27 protein-coding genes are annotated in these 23893 nt (G+C 70.8%); 9 read left to right on the top strand and 18 right to left on the bottom strand.

The window, feature by feature from the left end; all coding sequences use genetic code 11:
* The first annotated feature begins 32 nt into the window (after positions 1–32).
* Positions 33–629 (top strand): NADPH-dependent F420 reductase, encoded by a 597-nt coding sequence (locus tag VT52_RS21860; RefSeq protein ID WP_071387596.1) that lies wholly within the window; start codon positions 33–35, stop codon positions 627–629.
* Between the two features lie 114 nt (positions 630–743).
* Here VT52_RS21860 and VT52_RS21855 read toward each other — a convergent pair whose 3' ends face one another.
* The 3 genes from VT52_RS21855 to VT52_RS21845 all read right to left on the bottom strand — a co-directional run bounded on the left by VT52_RS21855 (position 744) and on the right by VT52_RS21845 (position 1910).
* The gene (locus VT52_RS21855; RefSeq protein WP_240509844.1) at positions 744–992 is read right to left on the bottom strand and encodes a transposase family protein; all 249 of its coding nucleotides are present in this window, start codon (positions 990–992) and stop codon (positions 744–746) included.
* A complete protein-coding gene (locus tag VT52_RS21850) occupies positions 989–1441 on the bottom strand; it encodes a hypothetical protein (protein WP_206306583.1) in 453 nt (150 codons plus the stop codon). Before VT52_RS21850 ends, VT52_RS21855 begins: the two co-directional genes overlap by 4 nt.
* 85 nt (positions 1442–1526) lie before the next feature.
* Positions 1527–1910, bottom strand: a complete 384-nt coding sequence (locus VT52_RS21845) for a winged helix-turn-helix transcriptional regulator (protein WP_079175189.1) — start codon at positions 1908–1910, stop codon at positions 1527–1529.
* A 26-nt stretch (positions 1911–1936) separates the two neighbouring features.
* Here VT52_RS21845 and VT52_RS21840 point away from each other — a divergent pair, with 26 nt between their 5' ends.
* Both VT52_RS21840 and VT52_RS21835 read left to right on the top strand, forming a co-directional pair.
* A complete protein-coding gene (locus VT52_RS21840; RefSeq protein WP_071387594.1) occupies positions 1937–2407 on the top strand; it encodes an MBL fold metallo-hydrolase in 471 nt (156 codons plus the stop codon).
* Between the two features lie 188 nt (positions 2408–2595).
* Positions 2596–3948 (top strand): DUF8189 domain-containing protein, encoded by a 1353-nt coding sequence (locus tag VT52_RS21835; protein WP_071387593.1) that lies wholly within the window; start codon positions 2596–2598, stop codon positions 3946–3948.
* A gap of 202 nt (positions 3949–4150) precedes the next feature.
* Here VT52_RS21835 and VT52_RS21830 read toward each other — a convergent pair whose 3' ends face one another.
* Together VT52_RS21830 and VT52_RS21825 are read right to left on the bottom strand one after the other, a co-directional pair.
* Complete coding sequence (locus VT52_RS21830; RefSeq protein WP_107481399.1) at positions 4151–4633, bottom strand: hypothetical protein; 483 nt, start codon at positions 4631–4633, stop codon at positions 4151–4153.
* 14 nt (positions 4634–4647) lie between these two features.
* Positions 4648–5913: a helix-turn-helix domain-containing protein gene (locus tag VT52_RS21825; protein ID WP_240509842.1), complete on the bottom strand. Its 1266-nt coding sequence runs from the start codon at positions 5911–5913 to the stop codon at positions 4648–4650.
* Between the two features lie 108 nt (positions 5914–6021).
* On the opposite strand from VT52_RS21825, the gene VT52_RS21820 reads away from it, so the two are divergent.
* The 6 genes from VT52_RS21820 to VT52_RS38065 all read left to right on the top strand — a co-directional run bounded on the left by VT52_RS21820 (position 6022) and on the right by VT52_RS38065 (position 9584).
* Positions 6022–6342: a hypothetical protein gene (locus tag VT52_RS21820; RefSeq protein WP_143070900.1), complete on the top strand. Its 321-nt coding sequence runs from the start codon at positions 6022–6024 to the stop codon at positions 6340–6342.
* Positions 6339–6497 carry a hypothetical protein gene (locus VT52_RS38070; protein WP_167377723.1) on the top strand — a complete coding sequence of 53 codons (159 nt, stop codon included), beginning with the start codon at positions 6339–6341 and terminating at the stop codon, positions 6495–6497. Before VT52_RS21820 ends, VT52_RS38070 begins: the two co-directional genes overlap by 4 nt.
* A gap of 125 nt (positions 6498–6622) precedes the next feature.
* A complete protein-coding gene (locus VT52_RS38910; RefSeq protein WP_071387591.1) occupies positions 6623–7186 on the top strand; it encodes a hypothetical protein in 564 nt (187 codons plus the stop codon).
* 263 nt (positions 7187–7449) lie between these two features.
* Positions 7450–8469, top strand: a complete 1020-nt coding sequence (locus VT52_RS21810) for a GlxA family transcriptional regulator (RefSeq protein ID WP_079175188.1) — start codon at positions 7450–7452, stop codon at positions 8467–8469.
* Positions 8466–9074: a DJ-1/PfpI family protein gene (locus tag VT52_RS21805; protein WP_071387590.1), complete on the top strand. Its 609-nt coding sequence runs from the start codon at positions 8466–8468 to the stop codon at positions 9072–9074. The genes VT52_RS21810 and VT52_RS21805 overlap by 4 nt, the downstream gene beginning before the upstream one ends.
* Before the next feature lie 126 nt (positions 9075–9200).
* On the top strand, positions 9201–9584 hold the full coding sequence (locus VT52_RS38065) for a hypothetical protein (protein ID WP_079175187.1): 384 nt from the start codon (positions 9201–9203) through the stop codon (positions 9582–9584).
* A 424-nt stretch (positions 9585–10008) separates the two neighbouring features.
* On the opposite strand, the gene VT52_RS21800 is transcribed toward VT52_RS38065, so the two are convergent.
* The 13 genes from VT52_RS21800 to VT52_RS21740 all read right to left on the bottom strand — a co-directional run bounded on the left by VT52_RS21800 (position 10009) and on the right by VT52_RS21740 (position 23856).
* Complete coding sequence (locus tag VT52_RS21800; RefSeq protein WP_079175193.1) at positions 10009–10629, bottom strand: hypothetical protein; 621 nt, start codon at positions 10627–10629, stop codon at positions 10009–10011.
* Positions 10630–11081: 452 nt separating this feature from the next.
* Positions 11082–11318, bottom strand: coding sequence for a hypothetical protein (locus VT52_RS21795; protein WP_071387589.1), 237 nt, complete (start codon positions 11316–11318; stop codon positions 11082–11084).
* Positions 11318–11722: a hypothetical protein gene (locus tag VT52_RS21790; RefSeq protein WP_071387588.1), complete on the bottom strand. Its 405-nt coding sequence runs from the start codon at positions 11720–11722 to the stop codon at positions 11318–11320. The genes VT52_RS21795 and VT52_RS21790 overlap by 1 nt, the downstream gene beginning before the upstream one ends.
* A 56-nt stretch (positions 11723–11778) precedes the next feature.
* Positions 11779–13242 carry a sensor histidine kinase gene (locus VT52_RS39430; protein WP_071387587.1) on the bottom strand — a complete coding sequence of 488 codons (1464 nt, stop codon included), beginning with the start codon at positions 13240–13242 and terminating at the stop codon, positions 11779–11781.
* Positions 13239–13943, bottom strand: coding sequence for a response regulator transcription factor (locus VT52_RS21780; RefSeq protein WP_071387586.1), 705 nt, complete (start codon positions 13941–13943; stop codon positions 13239–13241). Before VT52_RS21780 ends, VT52_RS39430 begins: the two co-directional genes overlap by 4 nt.
* A gap of 195 nt (positions 13944–14138) precedes the next feature.
* Complete coding sequence (locus tag VT52_RS21775; protein ID WP_071387585.1) at positions 14139–15782, bottom strand: M4 family metallopeptidase; 1644 nt, start codon at positions 15780–15782, stop codon at positions 14139–14141.
* Positions 15783–16343: 561 nt separating this feature from the next.
* Complete coding sequence (locus tag VT52_RS21770; protein ID WP_338059196.1) at positions 16344–17126, bottom strand: hypothetical protein; 783 nt, start codon at positions 17124–17126, stop codon at positions 16344–16346.
* An 81-nt stretch (positions 17127–17207) separates the two neighbouring features.
* Positions 17208–20249 carry a Tn3 family transposase gene (locus VT52_RS21765; RefSeq protein WP_071387584.1) on the bottom strand — a complete coding sequence of 1014 codons (3042 nt, stop codon included), beginning with the start codon at positions 20247–20249 and terminating at the stop codon, positions 17208–17210.
* A 228-nt stretch (positions 20250–20477) separates the two neighbouring features.
* Positions 20478–20798, bottom strand: a complete 321-nt coding sequence (locus VT52_RS21760; protein WP_143070898.1) for a hypothetical protein — start codon at positions 20796–20798, stop codon at positions 20478–20480.
* Between the two features lie 126 nt (positions 20799–20924).
* Positions 20925–21158 carry an Hsp20/alpha crystallin family protein gene (locus tag VT52_RS21755; RefSeq protein ID WP_420856295.1) on the bottom strand — a complete coding sequence of 78 codons (234 nt, stop codon included), beginning with the start codon at positions 21156–21158 and terminating at the stop codon, positions 20925–20927.
* 84 nt (positions 21159–21242) lie between these two features.
* On the bottom strand, positions 21243–21446 hold the full coding sequence (locus VT52_RS21750) for a cold-shock protein (protein ID WP_071387582.1): 204 nt from the start codon (positions 21444–21446) through the stop codon (positions 21243–21245).
* Between the two features lie 289 nt (positions 21447–21735).
* Positions 21736–22803 (bottom strand): tyrosine-type recombinase/integrase, encoded by a 1068-nt coding sequence (locus VT52_RS38900; RefSeq protein ID WP_240509841.1) that lies wholly within the window; start codon positions 22801–22803, stop codon positions 21736–21738.
* A gap of 300 nt (positions 22804–23103) precedes the next feature.
* On the bottom strand, positions 23104–23856 hold the full coding sequence (locus tag VT52_RS21740) for a 3'(2'),5'-bisphosphate nucleotidase CysQ (protein WP_071387581.1): 753 nt from the start codon (positions 23854–23856) through the stop codon (positions 23104–23106).
* Positions 23857–23893 lie beyond the last annotated feature (37 nt).

Raw genomic sequence — 23893 nt, 5'->3', positions numbered from 1 at the left:
ACCACCAACGCACACGGAAGGACCAGATCATCATGACCACGATCGCAGTTCTCGGAAACGGCCGCGTCGGCGGCGGTCTGGCCACCGCCCTCACCCGGGCGGGACACCAGGTGAGGGTGGCGGACCGCACGCCGGGCGCCGCCGCCGACGCCGCCCGCACAGCCCGGATCGTCATCAACGCCACCCCGGGAGCCGGCTCCCTGGAACGGCTCGCCGCCCTGCGCGCGGAACTGCGCGACAAGATCCTCGTCGACGTCTCCAACGCCACCGTCGACGGACCGGACGGCCTGCCGGTCGACCTGCTCTACCCCGGCTCGAGCCTCGCCGAGCAACTCCAGGAAGCGCTTCCCGGAACGCGCGTCGTCAAGACGCTCAACACCATGCTCTTCCCGGTGATGACCGCGCCGGCCACGCTCACCCGGACACCGACCGCGTTCCTCTCCGGCGACGACCCGCAGGCCAAGCAGACCGTCCGTGAACTGCTCACCGGCCTCGGCTGGCACGAGGAATGGATCACCGATCTCGGCGGTATCCGCACCGCCCGCGCCACGGAGGCCGCGATACTGTTCGTCCCGCACGTGATCCGGTCCAGCGGATTCGCGCCCTTCGCCATCTCGATCGCCCGCTGATCCGCACACACTGAGCCCTCACCAGCCTGAAGGCGCAGGTCAAATCGCTGGTGTGACAGTCTTCGGGGATGCTCACGCTGGTCCGGAGCGGCTGTCTGTGGAGTAAATCGTCGGTCAGCAATTGACTTCAAGGTTCGACAGGACGAGAAGGGCGCGCAGGAGGTGGGTGGCGCGGGCGGGGTCGGTGCGGAGTCTGGTGAGGGTCCGCCAGTTCTTGAGGTGGGCAAAGCCGTGTTCGACGGGAGCGCGTCCGGTGGCGAGGACGCGGTTGGCGGTCTTCTGGCCGGGGCTGAGCTTGTGAGCGCGGGTGGCTGTGAAGCCGGTGACGACCACGGGGTCGCGTACTCCGGCGTCCCTGGTCACAGGCAGGTGGTGAACCGGCCGTCGGGAAGCTTTCGCAGCCAGCCGCGATCGACGAGTCTGACCAGTATTCCGCGTAGCGGTTCCGGCTCGGCCCGCACGCTGACGTCGGTCCCCAGCGCGTCGCCGACCTGCCGGGCCATGACCGGTCCGGCGGCCTGCCGCACGGAGGCGAGAATGCGCTGGCAGTCCGGCGGGAGTGTGCTCTCCTCTACGCCTGACGTGCGGTGCGGGATCAGCATCACCGCTCTCCCGCCCACCCGCCCGGGCGTCGGCGTGACCGAGGCCCGTTCGTTGGCAAGCTGTTCGCTCACCCGTTCAAGGACGTGTTCGGCGACGGCGAGTTCGTCCCGCTCGGTCCGTACCTCCACCAGCTGCTTGACCAGATGTTCTTCGAGTTCGTCCAGTTCCGCGCGCCGCGCGGTGATCCGTTCCAGCAGCTCAGGATTCATGCACCGGATCGCAGGGACGCCGAGCCACAGCGAGCAAGAACCGGCGAGCTGGCGAGGTTCAGGCCGTGTTCGACGGGCCCGGCGATCAGCCAAGGGCGTCCCGTCGCGCCGTGCCCCACTCCCACATGCTGCGCACCACTGGTTCCAGCGCCCGTCCCTGGCTGGTCAGAATATAGCGGACGCGGGGAGGCCAGCCCGGGGTGCGGTGGCGCTCGATGACGCCTGCACTGGTCAACTGGGCCAGCCGGTCCGAGAGGACCTTGTCCGAGAGAGCGGGCAGGGCGCCGGACAGTTCGGAGTATGTGGCCTCGCCGCGGCGTAGGAACTCGCGGACTGCCAACGGCGTCCACCGACCACCCAGCGCAGCGAGGGTGACGTCAACAGGGCATCGCGGTTCGTGGCCCGGCGGAACGAGGGCGCTGTCCGGGCAGTCCGCCAGCGGGCCGTCCCGATCAGCCGTCGGTGCCACTCGGCGAAGAACTTCCGGACGTCGCCATGAACCGCGAACGGGCCGTTGCCTGCCATTGCCTGCTCATCGAGACGGACTCGGACGGGCTGGTCCTGGTCGACACCGGCCTCGGCACCGCCGATCTACAGCACCCTGACCAGTCGCTGGGTGCGGCCTGGGTGGCCTACGCCCAGCCCGAGTTGAACCCCGAGGAGAGCGCGCTGCGCCAAATCGTCCGCCTCGGGTACGCGCCCCAGGACGTGCGGCACATCGTGCTCACCCACCTGCATCGCGATCACACCACTGGTGAAGAGTCGGTGTTCCAACCTCGCGCTATTCGCTGGGCTGGACGACTCCTTCGGTCACCGGCAGGGGCAGAGGCAGTCGGGAGCAGCCAGTGGGAGCGGACCGCCTCGACAGGAAGGGGCCGCGTGTCGGCGCGGTGCCGGAGCCAGACGCCAAGCGAGGACACCGACGTGGCCGGCGAGTACGCCGCCGTTCCAGGCCGCGCCCGGTGACAACCAGATCACTTTTACCCGTTTGACTACTCATGGTCGTTTTCCACCAGATTGCGCACCTCCTGAGCCAATCGGTGACTCCATGCAGTCGCCGAGCTGCTCTTTGTGTGCATCCTGGGTCTGCCGGGATCTTGGAGTCATGAGCCCGGGCAGGCCGGTACAACACACGCCACTGGAGAGGAACACTCATGGCCATCGATCAGTCCACCGAGTCCCAGGACAGCGCGCCGCAGAACAGCGGGCTCTACGACACGCCGCCGCCGGAGTTGGCGGAGAGGGCGGAGCGCGCGCGCAAGGAGCTGGAGGCGCTGGGCGCCACCGTGGACTTCAAGGCGAAGTGGTGGGGGTTCGAGGTTCACCTGAACCAGGCGGCGGTGGACGCGTACCTGGAGATCAAGGACCTCCTCGCAGACACCCTCGGTGAGGTGCTCAAGGAGCCCCTCTCATCGCTGGTCACCCTGGCGGCCATGGCGCAGAAAGTCTGGGTGCAGGCGGTGTCGAGGGGGTATGGCTGCAAGCTAGTCTCGCCATGGGTCTCACCGACGATGCTCATCCCGATCGCTGTCAATCCCGCCGAGGACCCCAACTTGTGGTGGACGGTGTTCGGCCGGAATCCGGATACTGGTCGCTTTCAGTGGAACGAGGACACCATGTTCCCGGGCCACGCCAGCGCCGCGAACCCGGCGGCGGCGGTGTTCAACGGCCGTCTGATCGTCGTCCACCGGGGTCACGGCAACGGCGACCAGCAGCTGTGGTGGACCGAGTTCGATCCGGACAAGGGCTGGTCCGAGGACAAGCAGTTCCCGGCCCACTCCAGCGCTGCTGGCCCGGCTCTGGCCGTATACGAAGGGAAACTGCACTGCGTCCACCGGGGCCACGGGAACGACACCCAGCTGTGGCACACCACCTTCAACGGCAACGGTTGGTCCCAAGACACGCGGCTCGGCGCCCACTCCAGCTCTGTCGGCCCGGCCCTGGCGGTGTACGAAGGGAAACTGCACTGCGTCCACAAGGGCGCCAGCTCTGACAGCCAGCTGTGGCACACCACCTTCGACGGCAACCGCTGGTCCGAAGACCGTCGGCTCCCCGCCCACTCCACAGCCTCGAACCCGGCCCTGGCGGTGTACGGCGGCAAGCTGCACATGGTCCACCGCGGGAGCGGCAACGACACCTCCCTGTGGCACACCACCTACACCACCAGCGGTGGCTGGACCACAGACAACCGGTTCCGCGCACACTCCAGCCTGGAAGGGCCCGGTCTGGCGGTCTTCGACAACAAGCTCTTCTGCATCCACCGCGGACATGGCAGTGCCGACCAGAATCTGTGGTGGACCACCTATCAGAGCGGCAGCCCCTGGACCGACGACCAGCAGTTCCCCGGCCACACCAGCGGCGCCGGACCAGCCGTGGTCGTCTACCGGGACAAGAACGGCACGCAAAACCAACTCATGGTCATCCACCGCGGCTACGGCAAGCGCGCCGCCGGCACCGACAGCGCCGAAGTGCAGGCCCGGATCGCCGCCGAGGAAGGCGCCGGCTGATCACCCGCACTCCCGCCGACCGGCCCTGATCGCCGGTCAGCGGGAGCGCCACCCGCGCCGGTCTTCTGTGGCTGTGACCCATCCGGCGGCGCGGGCGGGCGACACACCGAGTGCCGCCCGGCCCGGCCTCCGCCGTCCCCCGTCCTCAACCCCCTCACCTACTCGCATCCGGTGACCTGGGCGGGTGTGTCAATTTAGTTAATTAGACACTCCCCCGGCTGGCGCCCTCGGGCCACAGCACCCGCACCGAGACGCCGGCCCGTTCGGCGTAGGCGACCACGTCTGCGGTGCCCCCGTAACCCCGGGCCGGTTTCCCGTCCCATACCGCGACCAGCTCGTCGACCAGGCCGACGAGGATCTCGGATCCGGCCTGATGGGCTTCGGAGGTCGACTCGGTCATGCCTGTGTGGTGGACTTCGGCTGCGCGGGCGATGAGCTGGTCGTAGACCCGGTGGTGCCAGTCGGGCAGGCCCTGGCGGTACTCGGCGGCCGGGATGACGACCTCGAGGCGGCCGCCGTGGTGCAGGACGGTTTCGGCGAACCAGGAGTCGGGGCCGTCGGCGATGCACGAGACGCCGACCAGGTCGCTCGGGTCGTGTGCCGTGACGTACTCGGTCACAACCGCCCGTACCTGTGCCTCGACCGGTGTGCTCAGTCCGCGGTGCCCGGTGATTCCCACCCTCATGCGGTGTTCCCCTCCTACAGGTAGACGCCGTGCAGGCGCTCGTCGAAACCCCGTACCACCCTGGGCGGCGAGGCGGTGGTGAGGCTACGGCGCAGGGCACGAGCGTGTTCCACGATCCGCCCGGACCGGTACTGCAGGCCGGCCTCAAGGGCGCGGGAAGCAAGAGCGAACGCGGCCTCCACCCGCCCGCCGGCGAGGTGCCCGGCGGCGATGTCGAGCACGAGCAGCGCGCGTTGTTTCGCATGTCCGGTGGCGAGGGCTTCCACGTCCTCGGCGAGCACCCACTCGGGCAGCCCGAGGCGTGCGCCGCAGGTGACGCGGCAGGCGGCCACCTTGCCGGGAGTGAAGGAGAACACCCACGGCCACGGTGGCGGTTCCTGCTCGGCGGTCAGCGCCTCGGCGGCTGTGCGGGACTCGGCCAGGGCCCGGTCCGCCCCGCGCCGGTCGCCGACTGCCGCGTGCCCGAGGGCATCCACGGTCAGCAGCCAGGCGTCGGCGACGGCCGGGCGCTGCTCGCCCAGAATCCGCCGGGCGCGCCGGGCGAGGTTCAGCGCTTCCACGCCGTTGCCGGCGTGTGCCTCGAACTGGGCGAGCGTGCCTATCTGGTACGCGGTCAGGAGCGGGTTCTGGGCAGTGCGCGCGGCTTTGACGGCTCCGCCGTACCAGGAGCGGGCCGACCCGTGGTCGCCCTTGTCCCACGCGAGCCAGCCCGCGAAGGAGGCGGCCTCGCTGCCCACGGCGGCCAGCCGTGCCCGGTCCGCATCGCCGGTCGCGGTGCGGGTGATGGTCTGGATGAGCCGGATATGGCCTTCCACCGCGTCGGCGAGGTCACGGGACGGGGTGGTGCCATCGAGTCTGCGGTAGGAGCTCGTGGTCAACCGGAGGGCGGCGGCCTGCCCGCCGATCGTGTCGTGCGTGTCCGGCACGGCGGCCAGGATGGGGGCTGCCATCGCGGCGACCGCGCCACCGAGGACGGTGCGTCGGTGCATGGGATCGTCGTCTCTCACCTGAACCTGCGCCGTGCTCCCGTCTGCAAGGCCCACCAGCGCCGGCGGGATCTGAAGATGGGCAGCCGCCGCAGCCAGGACGTCGGTGCTGTAGGAGGCTTGGCCGCGTTTCTCCAGACGGGAGACGGCCGACTGGGACATGCCCAGGGCCTGTCCCAGAGCCGCCTGCGTCATCTGCCGTCCCTTGCGGGCCAGTTCGATCACGCGTCCGTAGTCCCCAGCTCGTGAGGCGTCCCGGATCGGCCCTGCCTGGAAGTCCACGACGTCCCCCACGCTACGAGTCCCTGCGGCTTTCGGCGCCTGCCCGTACCCGCTGAGCGCGTACCCGTATGCACATGCCGCATGGGTGATGGTCCCACAGCGGACGGTGATCGTTGACTGGTGGCAGCCGAACCGGCCCCGCACCAGGGTGGGTTGCGGCCGGTGGTCGTCCCCGCAACCCCCGTCGGGGACGACCACGCCGAACCGACCGCGAGCGCGAGGCGACTGCTCATGACGACGCGCAGCACGAATGGCCACCTGCCGCCGCTGGTGGGCGCCCCGACGATCAACCTGGACGCCCTGACGGACCGGCAGCGTGCGGGCACCTCGTGCGTGTGGTGCGCGGGCACGGCATCGCCCCGGTACCCCGTGGGCGGCCTGCGTGCCTGCGAATGCTGCGCGGCCATGTACGGCGTCCCGGCCGCTGGGGCGGACCAGTGAACGGCGCCGACGAGGCATTCCTGTCGGCCCTGGACCAATGGACCCCCGAGGACTGGCAGGAGTACCGCCGCCGCATCGAGGACGGCGAGGGCAGCGTGAGATCCATGGACGCGATCACGCGTCGCCGCACCCGCGAGTCGGAGACGTCCCGGTGACCAGCGGGACGACTCCCCCTCATAGACCCCGGCGAGGCCGGGATCAGTCGGCCAGCTTCACCCGTCGCCCGGCTTGCGCGAAGCCGGGCACGGGCCAGTCACACCCACCACCGTTGGAGGCGTACGTGAGCACCACATCCGTGAGCACCTCGCCCGACCTTGCGACTCCCACCGCAGCGGAGGTCTTCGCCTTCGCGGACCTGGAGATCGGCGCGGCTGCCACCGAGCAGTGGCCGCACGCCGACTTCGATGTCGGCGACCAGGTCCCGAGCGTCACCGGATACGTGCGCCGCATCCATGTGGACGGCCGCCCGCTCCACGCCAAATACTCGCTGCTGGGGGTGCCTGGTGTCGTTGCTGCGCGGCGACACCGCGGCCCCTGGCCCCAGGTCCGCGTCGCGCAGCAGGAGTACGTGCAGCGCACGGACGGGCTGATCGGACGGGAAGCGGCTCAGCTGCAGCTCCTGGCGGAGCTCGGCCGGCCCCGGGTCTGCCCGGTCGCCGGCGTGCGGCGGGGCGTGCTGTTCACCGAGTCCGTCACCGGCCCGAGCCTGGCCCAGCTTCTGCTGGACCAGGCGCAGGACAGCGCCGGTCTGCTCGTCGGGATCTTCGGCGAACGCAGCATCGCCGGTACCTTCCAGCGCAAGTTCAACGGACTGTCGGGCCCCATCGAGCCTCCACCAACTTGAAGTCGCTGGTCAAGGGGCTGTTGTGACGGGCTTTCGGGGTGCTCGTGCTTGTCAGGGGCAGCAGTCCGGGGAGTAGATCGTCTGCCATCGGTTGGAGTCGAGGTGCGTCAACGCGGCAGTGATCCGACGCGGCTGGGCAAGGATCCGAGGTTTCCTGTGACGGTCGCCGCTGCGTGCCCCTGATCTTCAGCAAGTTTTTCGCGGCGCGATCTGTGGGGTGCATGTCGTGGACGCCGTCACGCCGAGTCCCCGAAGGTGGAGGCGTGACGAAACGCAGCATTGTCTTCGTGATCTATGAGGGGTTTCAGCCCCTCGACCTCACCGGCCCGCACGAGGTTTTCCAGCACGCGGGGCGGCTGGCCGGCGGTTATCGCCGACTGGTGGTGGCGCCTCGTTCGGGGCCGGTGCCGGCGGCGAGCGGGCTTGTGGTCCACGCCGGGTACGGGGTGGACGAGGTGGATCCCGAGGGTGTCGACACTCTGGTCGTGGCCGGTGGCGAGGGAGTCGACCTGGCGCGCCTCGATACGGGGCTGACCGGGTGGATCCGAGCCGTCGGGTCGCATGCCCGCCGCGTCACCTCGGTGTGCAGCGGGGTGTTCCTGCTGGCTGCCGCCGGACTCGTCGACGGACGCAGGGTCACCACCCACTGGGCCCGCGAGCAGCAGCTCATCAGGGAACATCCGGGTGTCGAGGTCGACTGCGAGCCCATCTTCATCCGGGACGGGCAGGTGTGGACGTCGGCCGGTGTGACCGCCGGAATGGATCTCGCTCTCGCGCTCGTCGAGGAGGATCTCGGGCGGGACGTCGCTCACGCTGTTGCCCGCGAGATGGTCATGTTCCTGCGCAGGCCCGGCGGTCAGTCCCAGTTCAGCGTGGCGCTGTGGTCGAAAGAACCCGAGACCGACCCGGTCCGTGCCGCGGTGTCGGCCATCCACGCCGATCCCGCCGCGCGGCACACAATCGCCGATCTGGCGCGGAGCGCGCGGCTGAGCCCGCGTCATCTGCAGCGCCGGTTCACCGCCGAACTGGGCACGCCGCCCGCCTCGTACGTGGAGCGAGTACGTGTCGAGGCCGCCCAGCGCGCGCTCGCCGGGGGCGACGACCCGGTCGAGGCCATCGCGCGACACTGCGGGTTCGGCACCACCGAGACACTGCGTCGCACCTTCCACCGTCACCTGGGCATCGCGCCCTCCGATTACCGGGCGCGGTTCCGGTCCACTGCCACCACCATCACCGCCGTCCGAGCGGAACAGAATCAGGATCAGGAACGGGAGCATTCATGACCACCTACGGACTGCTGATCTTCGACGGTGCCGAGGAGCTGGACTTCGTCGGCCCCTGGGAGGTGTTCACCGCGTCCTCGATGCTGCGCGACGGTGTGGACACCGCCGTCCTGATCTCCGAACGGCCCGGCCCCGTGCGCTGCAGCAAAGGCATGCGCGTCCTGCCCGACCACACCTTCGGCGACCACCCGCCCCTCGATGTGCTGCTGGTCCCCGGTGGGCCCGGGGCTCGTGAGACGGAGCCGTACAACCCAGTCGTCACCGGCTGGGTCGCCAAGAACGCAGAACAGGCCGCCTGGGTCAGCAGCGTGTGCACCGGTGCGGTGATCATGCACGCCGCCGGGCCCGCGCGCGGGCGGCGGGTCGCCACCCACTGGAGCTACGAGGACACGCTCGAGGCGCGCGGCGATGTCACCGTCGTCCGTGACGCCCGCTATGTCGTGGACGGGAATCTGATCACCAGCCAGGGTGTGTCGGCCGGGATCGACAGCGCCCTCTGGCTGGTGGGCCGGCTGCACGGTGTCGAGCACGCCCGCGCGGTGCGCCGGTACCTCCAGTACGACCCGGCGCCGCCCTACCTCGCCGACGAGCCCATCGTCGGCTGACAGGCCCTGGCAGCCGCGCTCGGCGCCGTCGGGCCGATCAAACCACCCGCGGCACGGATCGTCCGTCAGCGGTTGACTCACCGGTTGCTGCCCGAGGTGGCCGGCCGGCCTTCTACGATCCGGTGCATGGATCCCGAGCTGCTGGAACGGATCACCGCGCGGCGCGCGGAACTGGACGAACTCGAAGAACGGCTGGCCAAGCACTCGGCGGAGGTGCGGGCCGAGCGCGACGAACTCGCCGTCGCGGAGCGGGTTCCTGAGCACGAGCACCCCGGGAGCCGGTCACACCAGCCCTTTGAACAGCAACTTCAAGCGGAGCTTCAGCAGGGAGTTACCTCGGGGTCGATCGGAGGCAGTCCCCAGGGGTCCAGGGTTCCGTCGCAGTACTCGGCAAGGAACTTGACGGCGCCGACGGCGCGCTCAAGTGCCTCGATCGCCCGCGCCGGATCCGTGATGCGCTGCGCTGGTTCCTGTGTCCCGGTCAAATCGTCAGTCATGGCAGCACCGTGACGCCCTGCTCGGCCGGCGTCTCCATGACAGGCACCACGTCGACCAACCTTCCACCCCACACGTTCGAACGAGCAGGTCATGCTGCACGGGCTGGCCGTCCCGACGCGGGCAGCGCTGTTCGGCGAGGACCCCGCCTCGCCCCGAGTCCTACGCCGTGGTCGGCTTCGTCAGCGGTGCAGCCTCCCGCACGGAGACGGCGCCAGCACCCACGCGCACCCACGGCACAGCTCGATCTGGCCGTGCCCGGTCGAACTCAGCACCCGCGGTCCTTCGTCCGCGCAAGCCGGGCAGCCGGGCGGCTCGGCACCGTCCAGAATCGCGTTCCGCCGCCGGACGTACTCGGACAGTCGCAGGGACGGGTGACGATACGGGTCTTGGTGCCGGACGCGGTCCGGGCCGTCCCACCTGCTCCGCAGCCACCTGGTCATGGCGCGGGCGTCAGGTCCAGTGCCCGTACCAGGGCGGCGGTGACGGCGGCGGCGTGTGCCGGCAGGTGTTGTTCGGCCCAGGTTCCGGCAAGGCCGAGGAAGTGCCGCAAGTCTAGCTGGGCACCCGCGACGAGCGTGCGTACGTGGTCCACAGACAGCTGGATCACCGGGCTGCCGTCTCCTCCGTGGACGTCGAGCGTCAGCCGGACGGTGTCGCCGACGCGTTCGGCCACCGAGGACGGATCGTGACCGAAGGAGGAGCAGCCGGTGCCGTCGAGCACATCCAGCCAGTCCCGCCAGGTCTCAAGGCCGTTGCAGCAGCCCGGCTCGACGAAGACGGTGCCGGTGGCGTCGTCCGTCACCCGGAACCCGCCGGTGGCGACCAGATCAGGCATTATGAGCAGCCCGTTCAGGAATGCGCCGAGGGGGTCGGCCGGGCACGGCCCGTGTTCCTCCTCCGGTCCGAAGCCGTTGCAGTCGGCTATCTGCCTCACCGCCGTGCCGACCTCCGCCAAAGTCAGCTCCCCGTTCAGCACGAGGTAGCCATATGACTCGTGCTCGCCGACCGGCCAGAGCGCGAAGTCGTCGACAGCGAAGATCTCCAGAACGGGTTGCATCACGATCACACGGGGATGATGCCGGACCCACTGCTGCACCGCCACGGTTTTCAGCTGCGGCATCGGGTTCGGAACAGGGCCGCCAACTGGGCGATTTCGCGGTGCGCTCCGGGCAGACGGTGCCGGCACAGCGCATGGCGAGGCCGCCGGGACCGAGCCTGCCGGCACCGCCACCGCGCAGGCCTCGCACTCATGAAATGGCGCTGCGGGCCGATGCCGCGGACCGTCGGCACCGGCCCGCAGATGGGCGGCTTCCTCCGTCCGGCGGGCCCTCCCGCCTCACCTCTCGGGCGGGACCGCGGCCGCGAAGGGACAGCACCGGGATGACGGGCGAGTCGTCCGGCGTCGCACGCGGGCCCGCCGCCGCGCGCGGGGTGCACCGGCGGTTTTCGCCTCCTCGCCCGCCGCGAGGGGACACCGGCGGAGCGCCGGCCGCTCCCGGCCTGCCCGGTTCACCGGTCCGCGGCGCTGGTGGCGTCCCGGTCCGCGGCGGCCGCCGCGGACTCGGCCGCGTCCAGCTTGTGTTCCATCTCGCCGTAGCCCGAGGGGGTGCCGGTGGCGGCCGGTGCCGACGGGGAGGCGCCCGGTGCCTTGGGCGACGCGGCGCCGTCCTGGTGCGAGCAGCCCGTGGTGAGGGCCACCAGGACGGCGGCCGCCCCCGCGGCCCGGACCGGCCACCGGCCCCGCATCAGCCCGCCGCCTTCCCGCTGTCGTTCTTCTGGCACCACGTCTTGACGGCCGCCACGTCCTTCTGCCGCTGCTGCAAGGTGGTGCGCAGCGACTCGCGGGAGGTCAGCCGGTTCTGGAGGTAGGTGGCGATCTCGGTGTGCCCGGCCTTCTTCGCGTTGTCCACGCGCTTCTCCAGCCGGGCCACCGAACCTCGCGTACCAGCCTTGGCGTCCAGTCGCTTCAGGGCCCGCTCGACGTGCCGGTCGACCTTGGGCAGCCGCTTGCACAGCGCCTTCGCCCCGTCGCCGGACGGCCCCGCCGAGGACGTGCCGTCGGCGGCGGCCGCCGCTGTCGCCGAGCCCGCCAGCACCGCCGTCGCGGCCAGACCGGCGAGCAGGGTGCGCGTGCGTCGTCGTCCGTTCATCTGCCTCTCCGTTCACTTCCCGGACGGCCACGGCCGGCCGCCCGTCGTGAGGGAGGCTAGGAAGGCTTCTTGGGGAAACCTTGTGACCGGTTCGTCCCTGCGGTGCCGATCAGCCAGTCCCGCCGGCCGGGCAGTCCGCCGTCGCCCGAGGGCAGCCGCACCTCGAAGCGGGCACCCGTCTCACCGGGCGCGTCCGAGACGCTCACGCTCCCCCGGTGCAGCGCCGCCTGCTGGGCGACGAGGGTGAGGCCGAGTCCGGAGCCGTCGCTGCCGGGGCCGCGCCGGAAGCGTTCGAAGACCGCCTCGCGGGCGTCCGGGGGCACGCCCGGCCCCTGGTCGTCCACCGTGACCGTCACCCGGTCCGGGCCGCCGTGCACGCCCACCCGTACCACGGCCCGGCCCCGGTCGTCGCGGCCGTGGGCCAGCGCGTTGCCGACCAGGTTGTCGAGCAGCATCCGCAGGCCGGGCTCCCAGCCGTGCACGGTGACGCCGGGCGCCGCGTCCAGGCGCACGTCGGCGTCCGGTGCCGCGCGGCGGGCCCCGGCGACGGCCGCCTCGGCCAGCTCGGACACGTCGACGGCGCCCAGGGACTCCGCCTCCACCAGGTCGCCGCGCCCCAACGCGCGCAGCATCACCAGCAGGTTGAGCAGGCGGGCGTGTTCGCCGCGCAGGTCGGCGACGATCTCGTCCCGGTCGGCGGCGGGCAGGGACGGGTGCCCGGCGAGGATGTCGAGGTTGGTGCCCATGCTCATCAGCGGGGTGCGCAGTTCGTGCGCGGCGGCCGAGGAGAAGGAGCGGGCCGTGTCGAGGGCCTCGGCGGTACGGGCGGCCTGCTCGTCGTAGCGGGCGAGCACGGTCCGCACGGTGGACGCCAGTTCGTCCACCTCGCTCACCCCGGTGGGCCGGTGGTCGAGCCGGGCGGTGCTGATGCGCGGGTCGAGGCCCGCGGTACGGCGGGTCAGCCGGCGCAGCGGTGCCCCGGCGCCGGCGGCCAGGCCCCAGGCGAGCAGCCCGGACAGCGGCGCGGCGAGCAGCGCGGCGAGCAGCACGCGGCGCCTGACCAGTTGCAGTTGGGTGCGGTCGGCGGTGTCGGGCGCGAACACCCACAGGGTGCCGGTGCCGTCGGCCGCCCGGACCGGCCGGGACAGGACGCGCCAGCCCCGGGCGCCGTCGTGCACGGTGACCGGTGCGGTGGCGTGGGCCGGCAGCGGGGTCGCGGGGCCGGGCTGGGGGCCGCCGCGGAAGTCGGCGTCCGCCGCGGTGACGCGTACGCCGACGTCGAGGGCGGCGCTGAACAACTGCCGTTCCCGGGTGTCGGCCGCCTTGGAGCGGTCGTTCGCCGTGGCGCGCAGCAGGGACCGGGCCTGGGGGGCGAGTGCCGTGGCGCGCTGTCTCAGGTGCTGGTCCTCGGCGCGGTGCAGGTCGCGGGCGACCAGGTGCAGCAGCAGCCAGCCGGCGGCCAGGACCAGCAGCGGGACGGTGCAGCCGACGGCGAGGCCGATCCGGGTGGAGAGCCTCACCGGGGGTCCTTCTCCTCGCGGAGCACGAAGCCGACCCCGCGGACCGTGTGGACGAGCCGGCCGCGCCCGCCGGTCTCCAGCTTGCGCCGCAAGTAGCTGACGAAGGTGTCGACCGTGTCGGTGCGCACGTCGAAGTCGTAGCCCCACACCCGCTCCAGCAGCTGGGTCCGGGTGAGCACCAGGCCCGCGTTGCGGGCGAGCACCTCCAGCAGCTCGAACTCGCGGCGGGTCAGCTCCAGCGGGTATCCCTCGCGGGTGGCGGTGCGGGCCGCCGGGTCGATCACCAGGCCCGCGACCCGCAGCGTGTCCCGGACGTCCGGGGGCCTGCGGCGCAGCAGGGCGTGCAGTCGCAGCACGAGTTCCTGGAGGGCGAAGGGTTTGACGAGGTAGTCGTCGCCGCCGGCCTGGAGCCCGGCGATGCGGTCGGCGGTCTCGTCCAGGGCGGAGAGCATGAGCACCGGCAGGTCGCTGCCCTCGTCCCGGAGCCGGACGCACACGTCGATGCCGCTGATGCCGGGCATGGAGACGTCCAGGACGAGCACGTCGGGGGGCAGCTCGCCGATCGCGGCCAGCGCCTGGGCGCCGTCGGCGGCGGTGCGTACCGTGAAGCCGCCCAGCCGCAGCCCGCGCTCCAGCGAACGGCGGATCGCGGCGTCGTCGTCCACCACCAGCACCGTGCCGGAGCCTGCCCTTTCAGCCATGCGCCCCCTCCTCGTCGCCCGGACAGGGTACGGCGCGGCGTGAGCCGGGTCCCGCCCGGGTCGTCACCCCGGCCGGCGCCCGCCCGGGACCACCGTGCAAGCGCCCCCGTGAGCACATCGACGCCGATCACCCACGGGTGGCACCCGGGCCTCAGGCCCGGGTGCCACCCGTCACGCGGACGGGAGCGGGACGGTTCAGTGCACGTCGACGCCGGTCCAGGCCGCCTCGACCGCCTTGTACTCGGCGCTGTCGGCGCCGTACAGGTCGGTCGCCGCGGACAGCGTGCCCTTGCGGGCGCCGGCGTAGTCGGTGGTCGACGTGAAGTAGGTCGTCAGCGCCTTGTACCAGATCTGGAGGGCCTTGTCCCGGCCGATGCCGGTGACCGTCGAGCCGTCCTTGGTCGGCGAGTCGTAGTCGACGCCGTTGATGGTCTTCGCGCCGCTGCCCTCGGACAGCAGGTAGAAGAAGTGGTTGGCGACGCCGGACGAGTAGTGGACGTCCTCGTTGCCGACGGACGAGGTCCAGTAGTCGGCGGAACCGCCGTCCTTGCTGGGCTTGTCCATGTAGCGCAGCGGGGTGCCGTCGCCGTTGATGTCGATCTTCTCGCCGATGAGGTAGTCACCGGGGTCCGAGCTGTTGTTCGCGTAGAACTCCACGCCGGTGCCGAAGATGTCGGAGGTGGCCTCGTTCAGACCGCCCGACTCGCCCGAGTACTCCAGGCCCGCGGTGTTGGAGGTGACCCCGTGGCTCATCTCGTGGCCGGCGACGTCCAGCGCGGTCAGCGGGTCGCTGTTGTTCGTGCCGTCGCCGTAGGTCATGCAGAAGCAGCTGTCGTCCCAGAACGCGTTCACGTACGAGTCGCCGTAGTGGACGCGGGAGTAGGCGCCGACGCCGTCGTTCTTGATGCCGCTGCGCCCGAACGTGTTCTTGTAGAAGTCCCAGGTCTCCTGCGCGCCGTAGGCGGCGTCGGCCGCGGCGGTGGCGGCGTTCGACGTCGTCCCGTCGCCCCAGGTGTCGTTGTCCTGGGAGAACAGCGTGCCGGTACCGTCCTGCCGGTGGTCCAGGTTGTAGGTCTTGTGGCCGCCGCGGGAGTCGTCGGTGAGGGTGTACGACGAGCCCGACCGCGCCGTGGCCAGGTCGACCTTGCCGCTGTACCGGGTGTTGCCGACGCCGGTCTCGATGCCCTGGTACCGGAAGAGCTCCTTGCCGGTGGTGGCGTCGGTGATGACGTGCAGCCGGCTCGGCGTGCCGTCGTCCTGGAAGCCGCCGATCACGGTCTCGTAGGCGAGGACGGGCTTGCCGCTCGCCGCCCAGACGACCTTGCGCGGAGCCCGGTCGACGGCGGGCTTCGCCGAACGATTCTGCCTGGCCAGGCTCAGGGCCTGCTTCCGCGCCGTGCCGGAGGCGATCCGCGGGGTGAGCGAGGCGAGCTTCAGCGTGGCCTTCGACGCTCTGGTCACGCCCTCCGTCCTGCCGGACCTGGAGGTGTGCACGACCAGGTCGCCACCGAGCACCGGGAGGCCGGCGTAGGTGCGCTCGTATCGGGTGTGGACGGTGCCGTCGCCGTCCCTGACGACGTCCTTGACGACCAGTTTCTCCTCGCTGCCCAGGCCGAGGGCCCTGGCGGTCCCGGCGAGCCCGGCCTGCGCGTCGCGGATGAGACCGGTGCGGGCGGCGGCCGACAGGGCGACGGGCGCAGCGGCCGGGCGTGCGGCGCCGGCGGTGGGCCGGGCGGCGGCCGAGGCGGTGAGCGAGGTGCTCAGCAGAGCGGCCGCGGCGGCGACGGCGGTGGCCGCGGCGAGGGCCGTGCGCCGGGGACGTATGTTGCCGTGGGTCATGCAGGCTTCTCTTTCCGTGGGGGGATTTTCCGGTCGGTGTGGGGCCGGCCGGTGTGAGCTACATGAGGGGCGCCCCTGGAATGACAGGGGCATGCCAATTCGAGACGAAGGTCTGTGGCCGGGCAACTCTCCTTGTTTCGTGGGAGGTTGACTGTGACATCCCGAGAAAACCCCAGCGGCGACCGCTCGCGCCATACGGCTGGGGCACAAACGACAACAACCCCACGCCTCCTTCACAGGCGACGCACAGCCTGTTCCGCATGTGTACGCCGCGCGAACTCCCGGGAAGGCGCGGACCGTGCGCGCACGGTGCACGGGACGGGCCTCGGGCGGCGGAGGACGTGCCCCGGCCGCCCGCCGCGTACGGGCCTCACGACCGGGCCCGCCGCGCATGGGCCTCACGACCGGACACGCCGCGCATGGGCCTCACCACCGGACACGCCGCGTACGGGCCTCACGACCGGCGCCTGGCGTGTGCCCGAACACCGGTCCACGCCAGGCACGTCGGCGGAGCCGGCCGCCTGGCGTACTCCCGATCGGCCCCGAGCCCCGAGCCCCGCGTCAGGGCCGCGGAGCGGCTCCCTCGTCGACGGGCAGTGCGACGGGTTCCTCGGCCGGGAGCGCTCCCGCCCGCCCCGATCCCGGATCCGCGCCGGGTGCCGTACCCGCCCCGCGCGTCCGCGCCGCCCGGTTCGCGCGGTGCAGCGCCAGATGAAGGGCCGGGATCAGCACGCAGGTGACGGCGGCCGACCGCCACAGCAGGGCGTCGAGCCGGCCCGCCGCCAGGCAGGCGCCCGCGGCCACCGCGGCCAGGGCACACACACCGCGGTCCACGATGCTCTCCACCGACAGCAGGGTGGCACGCGGGGCGTCCTTCGGGATCGCGTCGTTGACGAGTTTGCGCTGGACCGGATAGCAGAAGCCGGTGCTCGCGGCGAACACGCAGAGCAGCCCGGCCACCGTCCACGGGCCGCCGACGGTGGTGCCGGCCAGCGTGGCCGCGAGCGCCACGCTCAGCAAGGACACCCAGGCCGTGGGCGACAGCCGGGAACCCAGCCACTGGGGCCGCGCGGAGGCGACCGCCTCGGCGATCGTCATCGCCGCGAGCACACTGCCGTTGCTGCCCTCGCCGATGCCATGGTCCAGCAGCATCGGCTGGAAGAGGTTGACCTGGCAGATCCGCGACAGCGTGAAGACGGCCACGCCCTGAACCATGAGCAGGGCGAGCCGTGGCGACGACCGGAGGGCCCGCAGCGCGGCGCCGGTCTCGCGCAGCGGCGCGGCCCCGCGCCGCCCGGCGGCGCGTGTCGGGGTGCCGTTAACGAGCGGCGAATCAGGTGACAAGTAACCCGTCAGTAGCTTTTGGATCGAAGGTTGGCCCCCGCGCCCGATGTGGCGAGGGGGCCAAGTGGTGTGTGCTGGTGTTCAGGCCGCAGCTGGCTCCGGCTCGGGATCGGTGGGGACGGGGACCGCGAGTTGGAGGCGGCTGCCCATGTTCAGTCGCACCTCGCCATAGGGCTGGATGTGCATCCAGAAAAGCGGGGTCAGGGCCCGCTTGTCCTCGTCGGTCAGCGCGTCGGCCCATTCAGGGTCGGCGAGCATGTCCTGGATCATCAGGGTGTTCACGAAGACGAGCGCCGTTTGCAGGAGATGGAGCGCGAGAACGGACAGTTCTTGCTGGTCACGGCGGTTGGAGGAGAGTTCGCCGCTCTTGCCGAAGAAGATGATGTCGTTGGCGCCGTTCCAGCCTTCGACGACGTTCAGGCCCTCCTGGATCTCGCGCTGGAGGTCGCGGTCGCGCAGGTAGCGGGCGGCGAAGATGGTCTTCTGCGCGCGGCCGACCTCCAGCATGGCCTGGTAGACGGGGTGGGAGGCGGTGCGGGTGAAGCGGCGCAGGATGGCCTCGGTGGAGGCGGTGCCCACCCGGATCGCGGTGGCGTACTTGATGAGCTGGTCGTAGTTGTTCTCGATGACGTCCCAGCGGATCGGGCGGGTCATCGCGTCGGCGAGGTTGTCGTAGGTGTCCTCGTCCTCGCGGCCGGGCCGGTACAGCTTGACCTTGTTGATCTGCTTGATGCGGGGCAGCAGGTCGTAGCCCAGGAGCCTCGTGAGGCCGAACCCGATTTCCGACTGGCCGTGCGAGTCGACGTAGTTGCCCTCGGTCTGCATCGTCGTGGCGTGCCGCATCATGCCCTCGATCGCGGCGGCGACCTCGGAGGCGGTGCAGTTCAGAAGCTGGCTGTGAATGGCCATCGACCCTTTCTCGATGTGCCAGTACACGAGGACTCCGCGGCCTCCGTAGCGGGAGTGCCATTCGGTGAAGATGTTGCGGTCCCAGGCTTTGAAGTGCGTGGAGTCGCTGGCCACGGTGGTGGTGCCCTGTCCCCACACGGTTTCCTGGCGGGCGGTGAAGGTGGCGTTGGCGATCTCCACCCCGGCGGCCTTGAGGCCGACGGCGGTCAGGTAGCGGCGGGCGGTGTAGCGCAGTTCCTCCTCGCTGTGCCCGTGCTCGCCGGCCGCGACCGCGCTGATCCCTGAGTTCGTGCCGTACGCGTACGCGATCAGGAGCAGGCGTTCGAGGAGTTTCGCTTCGTCGATGGCCTCGCGGGTGCCGACCGGGGCGAGGGCCTTGAGCATCCTGGTGCGCAGAGCGGCTTCCTTGAGGATGTCGATCAGGGCGACGGTGCCCCACTTCTTGCGGATCGCCTTCTTGAGGCGGCGCAGGTTCTTGGGTTCCTTCTGTGGTTCGGGCTCCGTGAACTTGATCGCCCCGCTTCGGTGCTTGCCGCTGATCGTCACCCACGGCAGCTTCGGCAGTTTGGTGTCCAGGGCGCCGAGTTCGGCGCGCATCTCGGACTGGAGCTGGGCGATGAACACTTTCGCGTCGCGCGGCTTGTTCAGCTTCTCGTAGTACTCCGCGCGCCTGACCTCGAAGTCGTCGGGCAGGTCCTCGTCGGGGTTGCGCCACTTGTCGGCGCCGACCACCCAGATCTCCTTGCAGCGCAGCCGGTCGCGCAGGGCCTGGAAGACGCACGCCTCGTACACGGTGCGGATCACCCGTTGAAGGCCCTTGTCGGGGGTGTGGAGGGCGAACTCCATCCAGTCCTTGCGTACGACGCCGTCCAGCGGGACGGTCTCGCCGAGCGGCAGGTAGGTGGTGGAGGAGTCCTTGTGTCGTTCGATGAGGGCCAGGGCCTCGATGACGGGCTTGTGCCGGTCGTTGGAGGAGCGGAAGTCGAGTACCTCCAGCAGCTTCATCAGCCCGGCCCGGTAGTGGTTGCTGTAGGAGGATTTGAACACCTCCCGCTTGGAGCGGGCGAAGGCGGCGTTGGTCGCCTTCATCTCGGCGACCAGGTCCTTCAGCGTCTTCTCCCCGCCGGCCGCGGGGTAGATCACCTCACGCACTCTGCCTTCGGGGGCGCCGAGGGAGGCGGCGGCGATCTTCCCGAGCAGTCCGGCCTTGCCGCGGACCTTGGTGAACTCGGCGACGAACGCCTCGGTCACCTTCTTCTCCGCCCGCGCGTTGATGCGGTGCACGGTGGAGTTCAGCAGCTCCACCAGGGTGTCGGTGATCTCCCGCTGCCGCTGGAACAGCAGGGCTGCGAGCAGGACGTGGCGCACCTGCGGAGCGAAGCGCCGCAGGTGGCTGGGGGAGGACGCCGATGCTCTGGCCCGCCAGGCGTTGATGACCTGCACGCCGATCCCCGTGAACGCCTTCTCCGGGACGCCGATGGCGCGGACCTGCTTGAGCTTGGATATCTCGTCCAGCAGCGAGTTGAGGCTGACGTTGCCGGGGTGGGCCTTGATGTCCGCCAGGACCGACTCCACGTCGTCTTCGTCGTCCTCGGCGGTGTCCCCGTCCGCCTCGGCCGTGTCGCCCTGCTCGGCGGGGTTGCTGGTCGGGCCGGTGAAGACGACCAGCGCGTCCAGCCGGCGGGTGCAGTCCTCGGCCCGTGCGAGGCGGGCGGCGACCTCGGCGACGGCGCGCTCGTCGGCCTGGTGCAGCGCGGAACGGATGATCGTGTTGACCTGGGCCGCAGTCGGCGGCTCGATCATCTCCGCGCGCATCTGCCGCAGCAGCTCGGACCGCACCTGCTCCTCGCGGCGTTCGTCGTGCCAGATCACGTCCACCAGGTGCGAGACGAGCTTGACCAGGTCGGTCTTGGTGCACTCGTGCCAGCCTGTCAGATCCCGCAGCTCGCTGCGGTGCCGCTTGGCCGCGCGGGAGGTGAAGTCGTAGAAGGCCAGCTCGGACGCGGCCACGCCGACCTGCTTGGCGACGTGCTCGACCGCGTCGGACGGAAGCTCCAGGCGCATCCGGGGAAACCGGCCGCGCCAGGTCAAGAACTTGAGCTGAACGGCGAAGCCCAGCCGGGTGGCGCCGGACTTGTTCCGTAACCAGCCCGCCTCCTCGCTGTTCAGGGTGAAGTGGTCCACCACCCCGTCCAGGCCCAGATCCCGCCCCACTGTTCCGCTCCTCTCGCGCACCTCCGTGATCACATGTCGGGCTGGATGGTAGGCGCGCCGATGTACAGCGGGCGCGGGTATCGGCGAAGTGCCCCGCAGGGGCGGGGTGAGCTGATAGGCGTACCGGCTTGTGCCCGGGCGCCTGGAACGTACGGCCCGGTCGGGCTGCCGTGGCGGCAAGGCGACGTGAGCGGTGGCCGCGCGCTCAGTTCGGCCGTCGGCACATGGTTACGAGCTGCCGGCGGCTTCCTTGGACACGGCGGCGTGGACATCGTGGATGAGGTCCTGCTGTGCCTCGGTGAGGCCGCACAGCAGTGGTTCCTCGTTGCCGGGGGCGCTCTGGCTGCCGCAGATGGCCAGGTTGCCGAAGATGTACTCCTGAGGGCCGCCCAGGGCTGCCACGAGTGAGGTGGCGACGCGGTTCGGCGGGCAGGTGCCCAGGACGGCCACGTCGCTGACGTGGCCGTGCAGGCCGTTGCCGCCCCACGCGGCACGCTGAATGGTGAAGGCTGCCGCAGTCCCATGCTGAGGGTCTGCGTCCCTCAGCATCCGATCCGGGACACCGTCGCGGAACTCCAGTCGGCCGTCGGGACGGATGAGTGCGTAGATTCCAGTCATGCCATCGCCCGGATCCGGCGGTGGGGCCGGGCGAGCCGCCCCACCGCAGCACTGACTTCAGGCTTCGGTGATCTCGATATGGTGCGGCTTGGCCGCCTGTGCCTTGGGGACGGTGACGGTCAGCACCCCGTCGGCCAGCGTCGCCGTGATCTCTTCGGCCTTGACGTCGGCGGGCAGCAGCGCCCGGTACTCGAAGCGCCCGGTGCGCCGGGTGCTGCGGCGCAGGACGCCTTCCCGCTCGCGCTCCTTGTACTCCCCGGTGGTGCGCAGTTCCCGCTCGCGTGGCTCCACCGGATGCAACGCCGGCGGCGGCGCAGAAGACAGGCCCGGCACTCTGCACGTCCGCACGACGCCGGGCCTGTTCGGGTGCTGGGGTCAGATGACGCGGATGTTCTCCGCCTGGGGCCCCTTCTGGCCCTGGGTGACATCGAACTCGACGTGCTGGCCCTCCTGCAGTTCGCGGTAGCCCTGACCGGCGATGTTGGAGTAGTGGGCGAAGACGTCAGGGCCGCCGCCCTCCTGTGCGATGAAGCCGAAGCCCTTCTCCGCGTTGAACCACTTCACAGTGCCCTTGGCCATGCCTGTCTCCTTCGAGGGGGCCCGGGCCCGCACGGTGCCGCGGGTCCGGAGGGGGAGCGCCCTGGTCCAGGCCTGCGCGGCAAAAAGCCCGCGGGCAAGGTGACCGCGGGCGAACAACTTCGGAACCACGACTGCTCTGTGGATTACGCTAATCCCTCCGCTGGGGGCACTGCCAGGCCGAAACACCGCCAGCCTTGCCGTGAGCCCAGGCGGGCGCCGCTGCTTGCGGAAGCCGTCGAATTGGCTTCCTCCTCGTCAAGAGCCGCACAGCGCTGACCAGCAGGCACGGTCAGCTTTTTCGGCGGGCCGCCGGGTCGGATGCCGCGACGTGGGCTGCGACCGCGTCGACACCGGGGCGGGCGTACCGCTCCAGGGAACGCACGGAGGCGTGGCGGGAGCGGGCCAGCAGCATCGGGGTGGAGGTGCCGCCCTCGGCGTCGTGTGTGAGGGCACTGTGGCGGAGCCGGTGGAGTGTGAAGCCGTCCAGGTCCTCGATGTCCGCCGGGGAGGCGAGCGGGTTGGCCAGCAGCCGGGTGTTCTCCTCGAAGATCTCCTCAGCGCGGCGGTAGGAGAGCCGGGCCCGGCCGGTCTCCGGGCACACGTCGAGCGTCGGCGTTCCGTCCGGGGCCTTGCGGTCGGTGAGGAACAGCGGGCCGCGGGTACGGCGGGCGATGAGGCGGGGCAGCAACTGGGCGGTGCTGGATTGCCAGTGAATCCACTCGGTCGCCCCGCCCTTGGCGGTGATCTTCCCGCGCTTGTCCTGCGGGTACAGGTCTTCCACGTTCAGGCACAGCACCTCGTCGGCCCGGGCAGCGGACTCGTAGAGCATCTTCCAGAACGTCTTCTCCCGCAGGGCGACATCGAGGCGCCACAGAGCGGCGATTTGATTCTCGGCCAGGGCCTTGGTGCGGTCCGGCGGTGCCGGCCGCCGCTCGATGCCGATCGTCGGGTCGCTCTCGATCCAGCCCTGGCGCTGCCACCAGCCGATCGCCTTGCGGGCGATGGACAGTTCCCGGTTGACGGTGTCGGCGTCCATCTCGTCCGCCCGCGCCGCCGCCAGCTCGGCCAGGACCTCCGGCAGCGCCGGGTCGTCGATCGCGGCGACGGGGAAGACGGGCGGCTTCGCGCCCCGGCGGGCGGGGCCGGTCGGCGCCGCCTCGCCGGCGAGCATCCATCCCCATGTCGTCAGCGAGATCCGGTAGATCCGCGCGGAGGACTTCGCGATGCCCGCACCGATGAGGTAGCGCTCGACCGCCGCGGTGTACGACGACGGCGGGGCGGACAGGGGCACCACCCGGGCGCGCGGCAGCCGGAGCACGCCCCCGCTCCCGAGTTCGGTCACCGGTTCGATCGCCATGCCCGCCTCGCCTCCCCGGCTCTGCCGCAGTAAATGCGTACACCTCGCCCCGGCGGCCGGAATGGCCCGCCGCAGGTCGCGGTGATCACGATAGGGGCTCCGTCGCAGTAAATCCGGTATTTACTGCGGCAGTTCCCGGACCAATCCACCGCGGTCGGATGTCTACTCGAATCCGGTTCTGCTGCGCGAACCGGTGAGAGGGGGCTGTCAGTGTGCGTCGCTGTCCGTGCCGCTGCTCGGCGCACACGATGTGTCAGCTCCGCGCCGGAGCTTCCACAAGGTCTGCCGGGCAGTGGCGGCCTACAGACACTGGTAATTGATCAGGGCACAGGCGGTCAGGACGCGGCTGGCCAGTTCTGTACGGCAGATGAGGAGGTCCGGAAGCAGCGGATCGGGGTGGTTGTAGGTGAGCGGGCTGCCGTCCAGACGGCTGGTGTGGAAGCCCCGCGCCTGCGCCACGGCCGCCGGCGCGGCGGAGTCCCATTCGTGCTGGCCTCCTGCCTGCAGGTACAGGCCGGCTGCTCCCAGCAGGACGTCGGCGGTCTTGGCTCCTGCGGAGCCCTGCCGCACGACGCGCGCACCGAGGATGTCCGCCAGCTGCTCGGCGAAGGGCGGCGGTCGGGTGCGGCTGACCAGCATCTTGACGGGGCCGGCCCGGGTGGGTGGTGCGGGCGGGTGTTCACCGGTGGACAGCACCAGTGCACGGGCGGGCAGGGCAATCGCGCCGGCCGTCAGCCGGTTCTTCTCCCACAGGGCGACGTGCACCGCCCAGTCGTCGCGGGGAGGTTCGCCGAACTCACGGGTTCCGTCGAGAGGATCGATGATCCAGACGCGGTCGGCGTGGAGCCGGGCCGGGTCATCAGGCGCTTCCTCCGACAGCACTGCGTCGCCTGGACGGTGTTCCCGCAGGAGCCGGGCCAGGAGTACCTGGGCCGCACGGTCACCGGCCATGCCCAGCAGTGCGGGAGAGGCGCCGGTGATGCGAGAGCGCACCTGCAGGAGCCGGATACCGGTGGCATCGGCAGCAAAGCGGGCGAAGCTGTGGTCGTCCATGCCCTCGATCCGTGTCCGCTGGCCCCGGACACGGCGC

Source organism: Streptomyces malaysiense, from assembly GCF_000980885.2.
Lineage (GTDB): Bacteria > Actinomycetota > Actinomycetes > Streptomycetales > Streptomycetaceae > Streptomyces > Streptomyces malaysiense.
Note: the sequence above shows the minus strand (reverse complement) of the source record. Positions and strands in the feature narration are given on the sequence as shown.